The organism is Streptomyces sp. NPDC057287 (assembly GCF_042667905.1).
In the GTDB taxonomy this organism is placed as follows: Bacteria; Actinomycetota; Actinomycetes; order Streptomycetales; family Streptomycetaceae; genus Streptomyces.
Genome location: NZ_JBHUYV010000006.1, coordinates 426745 through 439631, shown reverse-complemented (window position 1 = coordinate 439631; position 12887 = coordinate 426745). Strand labels below are relative to the sequence as shown.

Here is a 12887-nt window from a genome sequence, read left to right as displayed (position 1 = left end):
TCCCCCCGGAGCCTCAGATCCTCCCGGGGCGTCGGCTCCCCCTCAGGGCGTCCACCGACCAGTAGGACGCGCCCGCCAGCACCAGCGGGAGCCAGGCCATCAGGTAGACCAGGTCGTTGCCGTAGTAGTACGGCGTGCTCTGCCAGCTGACGGTCAGCCACAGGCTCAGGGAGATCAGGGCGCCGCCGAAGGCCGCCAGGCGCGCCCAGAGGCCGGCGAGGGTACCCAGGCCGACGAGGAGCTCGCCGATCGCGATGGCGTAGCCGAAGCCCTCGGGGCTCTTCAGCGCCAGGTCGACGAGGCCCGGGATCGCCGCGCTGTCCCGTACGGCGTTCATCATCTCGCCGATGGAGCCGGGCCCGCTCGCCGAAAGGAACGCGCTGTCGGTCAGCTTGTCGAGCCCCGCGTAGACGAAGGTGACGCCGAGGAAGATCCGCAGGGGTAGGAGCGCGTACTCCCGCGCCCGGTCCCGCAGCCCCTTCGGCTCGTCCAGCCCGTACGAACCGCCCCTGTACCCACTCATCACTGTCCCGCTTTCCGTTGGCCCTTCAACAGACCATACGTACGCCGGTTCGGTGCCGCTCACCAGGTGCGCGGTTCAGTCCGTGACGTCGATGAGGCAGGAATTCGTCTCCACACCCGCCGCCGTGACGACCTGTACCTCCACGGTGCCGGGTTCGACCTCGACGGGCACGGGCACGGTGAGCACGGTGTCCGACGGGTTGGCGAACCCTCCGGTGACCGGGATGAGGGGGACGTGCACATGCACCCGTCCGATCCTGACGACCACCCGTGCCAGCCTGTCGGGGCTGCCGGCGCCGGGCGCGACGAATCCGGCGCCGCGGATCTCGATGTCGTCGCCGGTACGGATCGGGGCGTCCAGGTCCCCAGCCTCCCTGGCCCTGACGACCGACAGGATGACGGGCCGGCCGCCCTCCGCGTACTTGCCGGCGAAGTACGTCGCCGCCGAGACGGCCACCAGGACCGCCAGGCCCCACGGAAGGTCCGGGAGCTGCTCGGGCCGGCGGGCCAGACGGACCGCGGCGAACAGCACGGCGACCGCGCTGACCAGCACGTACTGCACATCGGTGAAACTGCCGCGCCCGGAGTCGTCGGTCAGCAGATCGGCGGCCCGGGGCCGGTCCGCGCGCAGCTTCTGCAGCCGCTGCCCCAGCACGCGCACGGTCACCACCCGGCGTACGACGACGGCGACGGCGCACACCAGGGCGAGCACGGTGAGCACGCCGGCCGAGCGGACCAGGTCCAGGCCCTCGATCAGGGCGTCCCGGTCGCCGTGGTCGGACGCTCCGGCCAGTTGCAGCGCGAGGACGAGCACGGCGAAGGCGGCGAGGAGCACCCAGGACGCGGCGACCGTGCGCGAGGTGGAGAGCCGGTTGTCCTCGCCGATCAGCGGGGCGAGGAGGCCGCCGCGGGCCCGGTGGACTCGGGCCGCGCCGGTCAGGAGGCCTGCGGTGACGAGCGCCGCGACCAGCCCCGCGGTGCGGGCCGTGGACCAGCCGGCACCGATGGCGGTGGCGGCCTCGCCGATGACCAGCAGCGCGACACCGCCCCAGACCGCCACCAGGGTGCGCTGCCAGAGCGTGTGGAGCCAGGCGTCACCGGCCTCACGGCTGCGTTCGGCGACGGCGCGGGCCGACTCGGTCAGCTCGTCCGACACCCACTGGCGGGACGCGGAGACGGACTGCGCGACCCCGCCGGGCAGGCCCTGCCCGGCGGCGAGTTCGTCCCGCTTGGTGAGGAAGGCCGCCACGGCCCGCCGGTGACCTTCACGTGCTCCGTGCGGGCAGTCGCCGCACGTACAGCCACCGCCGTGCGCACTCTTCGCCCTCGCCTCGTCCAACGCCACGGAGAACGCCGCCCTTTCCCACCCCGGTGAAACCAACTCGCCTGCGATTTCTGCGAATTGTGCCGTACGGGGCGGGCTCGCCCCACATCGGGGCGGGCCGGGAGCGCGTGTCGGAGAAATGTGCGATTCTCAGGCGCTGAGCACGAGGTAGGCGAGACCCAGGGTCCCCCGGTATCCCCCGTAGTAACCGGTGCGACGGGCGTCGACGGCCTCGGTCACCCCGGAGTGCAGCGGGTGCCCGGGATTGGCCAGTGCCCAGCGTTCGCCGCGCCCGATGTTGGCCGCGGACTCGAAGAGGTCCCACTCGCGCTGGTCGGCGACGGTCACCTGGAGCGGCCTCAGCCCCGCGGCCTCCGCCTGCCGGATCAGCTCCAGCAGCGAGCCGAAGTCACCGGGCTCGGCGCCCAGCCCCTCCAGCGCGGCGGCCGAGGGTTCACGCTCCCAGAACCCGTCCCCGAACAGCACCCGCCCACCGGGTCGTACGGCTGCCCGCAGGGCCTTCAACGCTTCCGGGGTGCCGCCGGGCCAGGCGTGCGAGGAACCGATGGAGACGACGAGGTCGTAGCCGTCACCCGGATACTCCGCCGCCGGCACCTCGTGGAACCGCACCCGGTCCGCGAGCCCACGCTCCCGCGCCAGCCGCAGGCCGCGCGCGACGGCTTCCGGGTCGGTCTCGATGCCGTCCCCGGTGGAGCCGGGCGCCGCTTCGACCAGGCGCATCAGCAGCTCGCCCCAGCCGCTGCCGAAGTCGGCGATCCGGGCGCCGGGGGCGGGCGCGCACGCGGCGATCAGCTGCGCGGCGTGTTCCTCGGAGAGCGGGGTGTTCCACGTGAGGCGGTCGTTCCCGGGGGCGGACATGAGGGCGCGGATCTCTTCGCTCGGCATGACCGGGAGCCTGGCACGGGACGTCGGCGGAGGCCAGGGATTTCTACCGGCCCCGGTTGTAGATCTCCGTGAGGTCCGCCTCGATCGGGAAGGGCGAGTCCAGCTTGATCTTGTTGTGATGGATACCCGTGGGTGTGTAGGCCTTCAGAGCCGGATCCAGTTCGTAGGCGTAGACGATGGGCAGGCCGTCGCCGTTCGCCTCGACCCGCCAGAAGTGCGGCACTCCGGCGGCCGCGTACTTGCGCGGCTTGACCTCACGATCGCGGTCGACCGAGTCGGGGGAGACGACCTCGACGACGAGGACGACGTCCTCGGGGGCGTACCACGTCTGATCGGCTCCCAGATCCGCCTCCGCGCGGTAGACGAGCAGGTCCGGCTCCGGGCGGTTCCGGGCGTCCAGCCTGATGCCCATCTCACGATCGACATCCAGATCGTGCGGCAGATACGCCAGCAGGGCCTTTTCCAGCAGCCACATCGTGCGGGTGTGGAACTTCCGCTGCGGACTCATGAAAACGAGACTCCCGTCGATCAGCTCCGTGTGGGGCGGGAGGCCCGGGATCCGGTCGAGGTCGTCCGACGTCCATCCGCCCTCGGGCGGGATGGGCCAGCGATACCGCTGTTCGTCGGATGCGGCGCTCATAAGTGCTCCCATGGGGCTGAGTCTCGTCTCCTCGGTCAGCGTACCCAGCGGATACGCCGATGCCGCCGCCCAAACGAATGAGCGACGGCATCGGCATTGACCTCAGGGGGCAGGGGTCACTCCCACTCGATCGTCCCCGGCGGCTTGCTCGTCACGTCGAGCACCACACGGTTGACGTCGGCGACCTCGTTGGTGATGCGGGTCGAGATCTTCGCCAGCGTCTCGTACGGAAGGCGCGACCAGTCGGCCGTCATGGCGTCCTCGGAGGAGACCGGGCGCAGCACGATCGGGTGGCCGTAGGTGCGGCCGTCGCCCTGGACGCCGACGCTGCGGACATCCGCGAGCAGGACCACGGGGCACTGCCAGATGTCACGGTCCAGGCCGGCCGCGGTCAGCTCCTCGCGGGCGATGGCGTCGGCCTCGCGCAGCAGGTCGAGCCGCTCCTTGGTGACGTCGCCGACGATGCGGATCCCGAGGCCGGGGCCGGGGAACGGCTGGCGCTGGACGATCTCCTCGGGCAGGCCGAGCTCCTGGCCGACCATCCGGACCTCGTCCTTGAACAGCTGGCGCAGCGGCTCGACGAGCTGGAACTCGATGTCGTCGGGGAGCCCGCCCACGTTGTGGTGGGACTTGATGTTGGCGGTGCCGGTGCCGCCGCCGGACTCGACGACGTCCGGGTAGAGGGTGCCCTGGACGAGGAAGGCGACCTCGGGGCCGTCCTCCTGGAGGATCTCCAGCTGGGCCTGCTCGAAGACGCGGATGAACTCGCGGCCGATGATCTTCCGCTTCTGCTCCGGGTCGGACACACCGGCCAGGGCGTCGAGGAAGCGCTTCTCCGCGTCGACGACCTTGAGCTTCGCCCCGGTCGCGGCGACGAAGTCCTTCTCGACCTGCTCGGTCTCGCCCTTGCGCATCAGGCCGTGGTCCACGTAGACGCAGGTCAGCTGGGAGCCGATGGCCTTCTGTACGAGGGCCGCGGCGACCGCGGAGTCCACGCCGCCGGAGAGGCCGCAGATGGCGCGCTTGTCGCCGACCTGCTCGCGGATGAGCGCGATCTGCTCCTCGACGACGTTGGTGGTCGTCCAGGTCGGCTCGATGCCCGCGCCCCGGTAGAGGAAGTGCTCCAGGACCTGCTGGCCGTAGGTCGAGTGCATGACCTCCGGGTGGTACTGGACGCCGTACAGCTTCTTCTCGTCGTTCTCGAACGCGGCGACCGGCACGACGTCCGTGGACGCGGTCACGGTGAAGCCCTCGGGGGCGGCGGAGCAGGCGTCGCCGTGCGACATCCATACAGGCTGCTCGGTGGGCGTGCCCTCGAAGAGGGTGGAGCCGGCCTTGGAGACGGCGAGCGGGGTACGGCCGTACTCGCGGGCACCGTTGTCGTCGACCGTGCCGCCGAGGGTGGTGGCCATGAGCTGGAAGCCGTAGCACATGCCGAAGACCGGGATCCCGGCCTCGAACAGCGAACGGTCCAGGCTGGGCGCGTTCTCCGCGTACACCGACGACGGGCCGCCGGAGAGGATGATCGCCCGCGGGTTCCTCGCCAGCATCTCGGCCACCGGCATGGTGGACGGGACGATCTCGCTGTAGACCCGGGCCTCACGGACGCGACGGGCGATGAGCTGGGCGTACTGGGCGCCGAAGTCGACAACCAGGACGACGTCGGTCGTGGTGTCGGGGGCGGCGGGGGGTGCTGCTGGCACGGGGCGGCCTTCCGGCGGTGGAGAGGGGGTCGGTCCTCCCAATTCTACCGGCCGTGGGACAGCGCCCCGCCGGGCTCCCGTCTCACGATCCGGGCCCGGCGTGGACCCCGGCCCGGGCGGGGTCCATACTTGCCCTCATGCGTCAGCACACGATCTTCGTCTTTACCTATGGCACCCGGCCCGCCGGCTGCCATGGTCGTGCTGCTTGAGCAACTGACAAGCACTTTCCAAGGCGCCCCGGGCCGACAGGCCCGGGGCGCCTTGTCGTTCCGGACCCGTCGCTCCGGAGGCCCCGGCCCCCAGGAGTCACAGATGACCAGCACCGCACCCACGAAGACGGCCGCCGAGCGGACCGGCGCGCACACCGACGAGGCCGCGTCCCTGATCGGGGGCGCCCGGACCCGCATCGACACGCTGGACGACCGGATCATCGGTCTCGTCCAGGAACGGATGGCCGTCTCGGCTGTCATCCAGGAGGCCAGGATCACGTCCGGTGGCCGCCGGGTGAACCTGTCCCGCGAGATGGACGTCCTCAACCACTACAGCGACGCCCTGGGCAAGCCGGGCACGTCACTCGCCATGACGCTGCTGGAGCTGTGCCGCGGCCGGGTGTGACGTACGGGAAGGCTGTACGGCCGCACCCGCGTTCGGTCCCGGTCTCACCCGTACGGCGCGTGACCGGGCCCCGGACGGCTTCGTTGGTCCGGGTGTCCGTGCCAGCCAGGGGCGGCACCGGCAGGAATCCACGCGTGGCTCCGCCGGATCGTGTGACGTGCCTCAAGCGCGTCGTGGGACCACGGCCCGGCGTGTGTGACCGGTCGGCAGGGGACAGCAGCCCGGTCACCCATGCGCGGCCGGCCCCGGGGACGCCCGGGACCGGCCGCCTTCGGACCGTCGTGACGGCGGTCCGTCACATTGGCGGCGTCAGCCCTGCCGGGCGCGACGCCGTGTCGTCCCGTACAGCACGCCACCCACGGCCAGGGCGGCCGCCGCGGCCGCGGCGGAGATCAGCGCGACCGAGCCGGTGGAGGCGAGGCCGCCGTCCGTGCCCGGCGCCGCGGATCCGGACGTGCCGGTGTCCCCGGCCGAGCCCGGACCCGACGAGGCACCCGGGGAGCCGGTCGTCCCGGAGCCTGCGGTGTCACCTCCGGTGGAACCCCCGGAGGCACCCCCCGCCCCATGGGCGCCGCCCGACGTGTCGCCCGTGTCCCCGGAGCCGGAGCCGTCGTCGTTGAGCACCAGCTTCGCCGTGTTGTTCGCCGGCTTCGAGTCGAAGGGCAGCTCGGGGTCGCTCAGCCAGGTGTTGCGGATCCGGACGGCTCCGGAGGCGTTCGGGACCGCCTCGGTGATCTTCAGGTCGAACGGCCACGTGCGCTCCGACCCGTCGCGCACGGTCATCCGGGTGTCGCAGACGTAGCGCGGCGCGGCGCTCTGGTCCTCGCGGTACTTGCCGTCGGCCGTGACACCTCGGCAGGCGTCCGGCTTGCCGGTGACCTCGGCGCCCTCGGGGACGGTGAAGTCGAGGGTGGCCACGGGCTCGCCGGAGCGGATGTAGCCGATCCAGGCCGGCCCGTCGTTGCGGAAGCCGATGCCGGCGGTGACGATGTCGCCCACGGCGCCGTCGGCCGTGCCGCCGACCGCCACGAAGTCCGCGGTGTTCTCGGTGCGGAAGTCGACCTCCTGCTGGTTGTCCCAGGGGTCGAGGTCCGCGCCCCGGGCGGAGGACGCAACCTTCTTCAGGGTCAGATCGGGGCCGGTGCCCCGGGTGAAGGGCGCTCCCGCGCGCTGCGCGGAGCGCTGTGCGCCGCTGTCCTCGTTGATGCGGTAGATGAAGGTGTCGTAGAACGCGCGGTCGGTGGCCTTGACGGACAGCGGCACCCCCAGCGTGTACGTGGCGCCCGGCTCGTAGGTGCCCTCGACGGAGCACAGGGTGGTGGCCCAGGCGTCACTGTCGAACGGCTCGTCGCCGGCCTCGCCGTTGTACTCGCAGTTGGCGTACTGCTCGGGGATCTCCAGCCCGCGCGAGTACCTCAGTGTCAGCAGGACGCCGTCCGCGGCCGTGGTGCCCTTGTTGGTGAAGGTGATCGGGGCGGGCTGTGTGTCGCCCGGCTTCAGCTCCTGCTCGAAGGGGAGCCGTTCCATGACCAGGTCGGGGCCGCCGATCGTCACCTTCGTGGAGAACGGGGTGAAGGTGGCCCCGTCCGCCGAGCCCGTCACCTCGATGGTGCCGGAGGCTCCGTCCTCGCTGCCCTCGGCGGCCGCGAGGTCGAAGTCCGCGATGGAGCTGAGGCCCGCGTACACCCCGTAGTCGTGGCAGACGGCCGTAACGCCGGTGATCTCGCAGTCCGATCCGGTGTCCTCGGCCGGGAGGACCTGGGCGACGCCGGCGATGCCGCTGAGGTCGAGGGTGTACGTCACCTCACCCTCGTAGCCCGTGCTCTCCTCGTCCGGATCCGGGTTGTGGACGGTGAGCCCGAGCGAGGACTTCTGCGGGGACCCGGACGCCGGGTAGGGGTGCAGCGCCGTCTCGGCGGGCCCGCCCAGCGTGAACACGGGGTCGGCGGCCTGCGCCGGCGTACCGACGGCGAGTGATCCGGCGGCGAGCAGACCGGCGGCGGCGAGGCTGCCTGCCGCGCGGCGCAGGGCGGGTCTCGGGGACATGCGTGACATCGCGAACCTCTGGGGATCGGCGGAGCTGTGCGACTGCTGTGACTCGGTACGGGTTCGACCGCGCCGAGGCGCGAAGAGTTGCGCCGGGCAAGATCACGAATTGACCACGGCGCGGGAGTGTGGCGAGCACCACATAAAGATTCTGTGAAACGGGGGACAACCGTTACCGGGCTTCACAGGTCATCCATGGCGAACACACCGGCTCGTTCCGTGCCCCACTACGGCAGGCCCGTGCGCCCCTTTCCTCGCCGTACCGCAACCCGCGCGGTACCACGGACCCGCTGAGGCCCCCAGATGAAGCTTCGCCGCACCCTGGCACTCGCTGCCGCCACCGCCGTCATAGGCCCGGTCGTCCTGCTCTCGGCACCTGCCGCGTTCGCGGAGACCGAGACCACGACGACCGAGACCGCCTCGCCCACGCCGACTGAGACGACGACCGAGTCGCCGTCCCCGGAGAACACCGAGTCGGCCACGCCCTCCGAGACGCCGGAGGCCACGGAGTCGTCCGAGGGCACCACTCCGGAGACCACCTCCCCGACCCCGACCGCCACCGAGTCGGAGACGGCGTCCGCGACGCCGACGCCCACCGCCACGGAGACCGAGGACGAGGACGAGGACGAGCCCACGGCGACGTGTGAGCCGCGTCCGCTCAAGCTCGCCATCAACGGCCTGTCCGGAAAGATCGTCCGGGGCAGCGGCTGGGACCGCTTCACCTTCAACATCTACAACGACTCGAAGAAGACCGTGAAGAACGTGGTGTTCTTCGCAGGTGCCGCCGCCGACAAGGCGGGCGAGCAGCTCTTCACCTCCAAGCAGGTCCGCCTCCAGGCGCTCAACGAGGCCGACGGCACGTGGGAGGACCTGGACGAGCTGGGCACCTCGTCCGGTTACGTCGGCGAGACCGACGGGATCAAGCCGGGCTACGAGGTCGACATCTCCCTGCGCCTCAAGGTCGGGGCGAGCGCACCCGTCGGGGCCGGCTTCAGCCTCGGTGGCGGGCTCGTCTTCGGCGACGACTTCGAGTCGGAGCCGTGCTTCACGGACGTCGCCTACAAGTTCCAGATCGTCGAGGCCGGTGACGACGACGGCGCGAAGCCCCAGGAGGGCGGCAAGATCCCCGTGCCTTCCGAGAAGCCGGCCGGCACCACCAACAAGGTCACCGGCAGCCTCGCCGAGACCGGTTCGTCCTCCAGCACTCCGGTGTTCGCCCTCGCGGGCGGCGCGGCCGTGGTGCTGGGTGCCGGCGCGATGTTCATCGTGCGGCGCCGCAAGAACGGTGACGCCGCCGCGTAAGGCGCGTCACCGGGAGGTACGTGGAGGGGCTGCACTCGGAGGGGGGTGCAGCCCCTCGGCGTTCCCGCGGAGGGGTGCGGCCCCTCCCCCGGCGGGATCGCGGGGCGGGCCCTCGGCCGGATCGCGCTCAGGTCTCCGCGCAATCGCGGTCAGGCCTCCTTGACGGCCGCCTTCGGGGGCACCGCCGGCATCCCGAGGAACGGAAGCTTCAGCGCACCGAACGCCTCCTTGGGCACGGCGGGCGCCATCGGCTCGACCGCGGCGAGCCGCTCGTACGCCGCGTCCTGCTCCGGACGGGGGTCCTCCTCACCCTTGTTGGGCCAGAAGGACATGGCGCGCTCGGCCTGCGCGGTGATCGTCAGCGACGGGTTGACGCCGAGGTTCGCGGAGACCGCGGAGCCGTCGACCACGGAGATGCCGGGGTGTCCGTACAGCCGGTGGTACGGGTCGATGACACCCTCCTCCGGGCTCGCGCCGATCGGGCAGCCGCCGAGGAAGTGCGCCGTGAGCGGCGTGCCCATCAGCTCCCCGATGTTCGATCCGGCGAAGCCGTTGATCTCCTGGGCGAGCAGCGTCGCGCCCTGGGTGGCCTCGGCGATCTGGGTCGGGTTGGGCGAGCCGTGGCCCTGCCGGGCGGTGAGCAGCCCCTTGCCGAGGCCGCCGGGCTTGCGATAGGCGGTCAGCGAGTTGTCGAGCGACTGCATGACGAGGCCGATGATCGTGTGCTCCGACCAGCGGCGGTTGGACAGTGACCGCATCGTGAGCCACGGGTGCCTGGCCACGTTGCCGAACCAGCCCATCACCCGGTGGGTGCCGTAGGGCACCTGGAGGATGGTGAGGGCCCCCATGGCGTTGGAGCCCTTGCCGTAGCGCACCGGCTCGATGTGGGTGTTCTCGTCGGGGTGGATGGACGAGGTGATGGCGACGCCCTTGGTGAAGTCGGCCTTGGCGGCGCCGTGCCTCCTGCGGTAGCGGCGGTCGGTCGTCTGCGCCCCCACCAGGCCCTCGGAGTTGGTGCGGGTCAGCTCACCGAGCCGGGACGACAGCCGGGGCAGCAACCCTTCGTCCTTCATCGTGTGCAGCAGGGTCTGGGTGCCGTACGTGCCCGCGGCGACGACCACCTTCCGGGCCCGGAGCACGGACGGCTCCGCCTTGCGACGCCGGTTCGTGGGGACGGTCGACACACGGTAGCCGCCGTCCGGGCCGTCCGTGACCGCGACGACGGACGTCATCGGGTGGATGACGGCCCCGGCCTTCTCCGCGAGGTACAGGTAGTTCTCGTTGAGGGTGTTCTTCGCGCCGTGCCGGCAGCCCGTCATGCACTCGCCGCACTGGGAGCAGGCCCTGCGGGCCGGGCCCGCGCCACCGAAGTAGGGGTCGGCCGCCTCCCCTCCGGGCTTAGTGCCCACCGTGCCGTCGGCGTCCTTCCCGTCCCCGAAGAAGACGCCGACCGGGGCGAGATGGAAGGTGTCGCCGACCCCCATGGTCTCGGCCACGGCCTTGAGGTGGACGTCCGCCGGGGTCATCGTCGGGTTGAGCCGCACCCCGAGCATCCGCTTCGCCTGGTCGTAGTACGGCGCCAGCTCGGCCTTCCAGTCGGTGATGCCGGACCACTGGCGGTCCTCGAAGAACGGCGCGGGCGGCACGTACAGCGTGTTGGCGTAGTTGAGGGAGCCGCCGCCGACACCGGCGCCCGCCAGCACCATCACCTTGCCCAGCAGGTGCACCCGCTGGATGCCGAACAGGCCGAGCGCCGGCGCCCAGAGATAGTTCTTGATGTCCCAGGAGCTCTTGGGCAGCGTCGCCCGCGTGAAGCGGCGGCCCGCCTCCAGGACGCCGACCCGGTACCCCTTCTCGCTCAGCCGCAGGGCCGAGACGGCGCCGCCGAACCCCGAACCGACGACGAGGACGTCGTAGTCGTACGCGTCGTCGGTCGCCGCCGTGTCGGCCTGATTCTGGGCAGGGCTGTCCTGGGACATGGCTCTCCTCGGTACGAAAAGGGCAGGTGCGGGTGCAGGTGGGTCGCTGGGGATCAGCGCAGCCGGAAGGCCTTCATCGCCTTGAGGCTGCGGGTCATGAAGGCCGTGTACTTCTCGTCGTCCATCCCGAAGGCCGGCGCGAGGGGCATCAGCCGCTGCTGGGCGACCGTCTGGGCCTCGGTGTACTTCAGGATGCCCTCGGAGCCGTGCCGCCGGCCGAGCCCGGATTCCTTCATGCCGCCCATGGGCGACTGGACACTGCCGTACGCGGGTGCGTAGCCCTCGTTGATGTTGACGGTGCCCGCCCGCAGCCGGGCCGCGATCCGGTGGCCGCGCCGGGCGTCCTTGGTCCAGACGCTCGCGTTGAGGCCGTAGGGGGTGGCGTTGGCGAGGGTCACCGCCTCGTCCTCGTCGGTGAAGCGGTAGAGGGAGACGACCGGGCCGAAGGTCTCCTGGGTGCAGACGGCCATCGGCTCCTGCACGTTGTCCAGGATGGTCGGCTCGTAGAAGAGCGGGCCGATGTCGGGGCGGGCGACGCCGCCCGCGACGAGCGTGGCACCCTTCTCGACGGCTTCCGCCACGTGCCGGCTGACGGTCTCCAGCTGACGTTCGCCCACGAGCGAGCCCATGTCGGCCCCGTACGCGAGGGAGTTGCCGAGCCGCATCGCCTTGGTGCGCGCGGCGAAGCGCTCCACGAAGGCGTCCGCGACGGACGCGTGGACGTACAGCCTCTCGATGGAGATGCAGAGCTGGCCGGCCGAGGAGAAGCAGGCGCGCACGGCGCCTTCGGCGGCCTTCTCCACGTCGGCGTCCTCCAGGACCAGCATGGGGTTCTTGCCGCCGAGCTCCAGCGAGACACCGACCAGCCGTGCCGCGGCACGCTGGGCCACGTCGCGGCCCGTGGCGGTCGAGCCGGTGAAGGAGACGTAGTCGGCGCGCTGGACGACCTCCGGCCCGACGACGGGGCCCGCGCCGAGGACGACCTGGAACACCTCGGCGGGCAGTCCGGCCTCGATCAGCAGGTCACGGGCCCAGAGTGCGGTCAGCGCGGTCTCCGTGTCGGGCTTCATCACGACGGCGTTGCCGGAGACGAAGGCGGGGAGCGCGTCACCGACGGAGAGTTCGAGCGGGTAGTTCCAGGGGGCGATCTGGCCGATGACGCCGCGCGGCTGGCGCAGCTCGGTGACCTTGGTCAGGGCCGGGACGACCCCGGTGTGGCGCTTCGGCTTGAGGTACGCGGCGGCCCTGCGCCCGTAGTGCCGGGCCGAGACGGCGACGGCCTGCACCTCTTCGTGTGCGTGCAGTCGGGCCTTTCCGGTCTCCAGCTGGATGAGGTCGAGGACCTCGGACTGGCGCTGAAGGATCAGGTCGTGGAAGCGCAGCAGCACCGCCGCCCTGGCCCGGACCGGGGTCGCGGCCCAGGCGGGCTGGGCGGCGCGGGCCCGGTCGAAGGCGGTCTGGACGTCCTCGGGGGTGGACTCGGGAAGGTCCGCCAGCTTCTCCCCGGTGAAGGGGCTGTGGTTGAGCGTGCGGCCGGAGCCCACGACGCCACGGGTCAGCTGGGCGATCACCTCGGGTGTGACCACGTCTGCGGCGGTGCGTGCGCCCGCCGGGGCGGCGGCCACCGGATTGGTGCCGACACGGCTGCCGGAGGCGGCGGAGGTGGTCGAGGAAGCCTGCGAGTCCGTCATGAGGGCGAGAGTATGTCCACCCGCCCACTTTGGGTACCCGTGGGTAACAGGTTTTCACAGACCCCGCCAGAGACTCCCGCCGCGCCCAGCCATACAGCCAGTGATCACTGGCTGTATAACCGCTGATCAGGGGCGATCCTCCGTGATTCTCGGGATCGG

Annotated in this window: 10 protein-coding genes; 2 read left to right on the top strand and 8 right to left on the bottom strand. The window is 71.4% G+C overall.

The features are described from left to right. Positions 1 to 13: 13 nt before the first annotated feature. The 5 genes from ACFUNE_RS15025 to guaA all read right to left on the bottom strand — a co-directional run bounded on the left by ACFUNE_RS15025 (position 14) and on the right by guaA (position 5095). Positions 14 to 523: a DoxX family protein gene (locus ACFUNE_RS15025; RefSeq protein ID WP_383566648.1), complete on the bottom strand. Its 510-nt coding sequence runs from the start codon at positions 521 to 523 to the stop codon at positions 14 to 16. 75 nt (positions 524 to 598) lie between these two features. Next, positions 599 to 1867 carry a hypothetical protein gene (locus ACFUNE_RS15020; protein WP_383566645.1) on the bottom strand — a complete coding sequence of 423 codons (1269 nt, stop codon included), beginning with the start codon at positions 1865 to 1867 and terminating at the stop codon, positions 599 to 601. Between the two features lie 129 nt (positions 1868 to 1996). Then, positions 1997 to 2752 (bottom strand): SAM-dependent methyltransferase, encoded by a 756-nt coding sequence (locus ACFUNE_RS15015; RefSeq protein ID WP_383566642.1) that lies wholly within the window; start codon positions 2750 to 2752, stop codon positions 1997 to 1999. A gap of 43 nt (positions 2753 to 2795) precedes the next feature. Next, a complete protein-coding gene (locus ACFUNE_RS15010; protein ID WP_383566639.1) occupies positions 2796 to 3392 on the bottom strand; it encodes a Uma2 family endonuclease in 597 nt (198 codons plus the stop codon). 116 nt (positions 3393 to 3508) lie between these two features. Then, positions 3509 to 5095: a glutamine-hydrolyzing GMP synthase gene (gene guaA, locus ACFUNE_RS15005; protein WP_383566636.1), complete on the bottom strand. Its 1587-nt coding sequence runs from the start codon at positions 5093 to 5095 to the stop codon at positions 3509 to 3511. Between the two features lie 312 nt (positions 5096 to 5407). On the opposite strand from guaA, the gene ACFUNE_RS15000 reads away from it, so the two are divergent. Next, entirely contained in the window at positions 5408 to 5710 is a 303-nt protein-coding gene (locus ACFUNE_RS15000) for a chorismate mutase (protein WP_383566633.1), read from the top strand. A gap of 309 nt (positions 5711 to 6019) precedes the next feature. On the opposite strand, the gene ACFUNE_RS14995 is transcribed toward ACFUNE_RS15000, so the two are convergent. Then, positions 6020 to 7765 (bottom strand): peptidase, encoded by a 1746-nt coding sequence (locus ACFUNE_RS14995; protein ID WP_383566630.1) that lies wholly within the window; start codon positions 7763 to 7765, stop codon positions 6020 to 6022. Positions 7766 to 8059: 294 nt separating this feature from the next. Here ACFUNE_RS14995 and ACFUNE_RS14990 point away from each other — a divergent pair, with 294 nt between their 5' ends. Beyond that, positions 8060 to 9058, top strand: coding sequence for an LAETG motif-containing sortase-dependent surface protein (locus ACFUNE_RS14990; RefSeq protein WP_383566627.1), 999 nt, complete (start codon positions 8060 to 8062; stop codon positions 9056 to 9058). 149 nt (positions 9059 to 9207) lie between these two features. Here ACFUNE_RS14990 and ACFUNE_RS14985 read toward each other — a convergent pair whose 3' ends face one another. Further along, positions 9208 to 11037 (bottom strand): GMC oxidoreductase, encoded by a 1830-nt coding sequence (locus ACFUNE_RS14985; RefSeq protein WP_383566624.1) that lies wholly within the window; start codon positions 11035 to 11037, stop codon positions 9208 to 9210. Positions 11038 to 11090: 53 nt separating this feature from the next. Then, a complete protein-coding gene (locus ACFUNE_RS14980; RefSeq protein WP_383566621.1) occupies positions 11091 to 12728 on the bottom strand; it encodes a succinic semialdehyde dehydrogenase in 1638 nt (545 codons plus the stop codon). Positions 12729 to 12887: the final 159 nt, after the last annotated feature.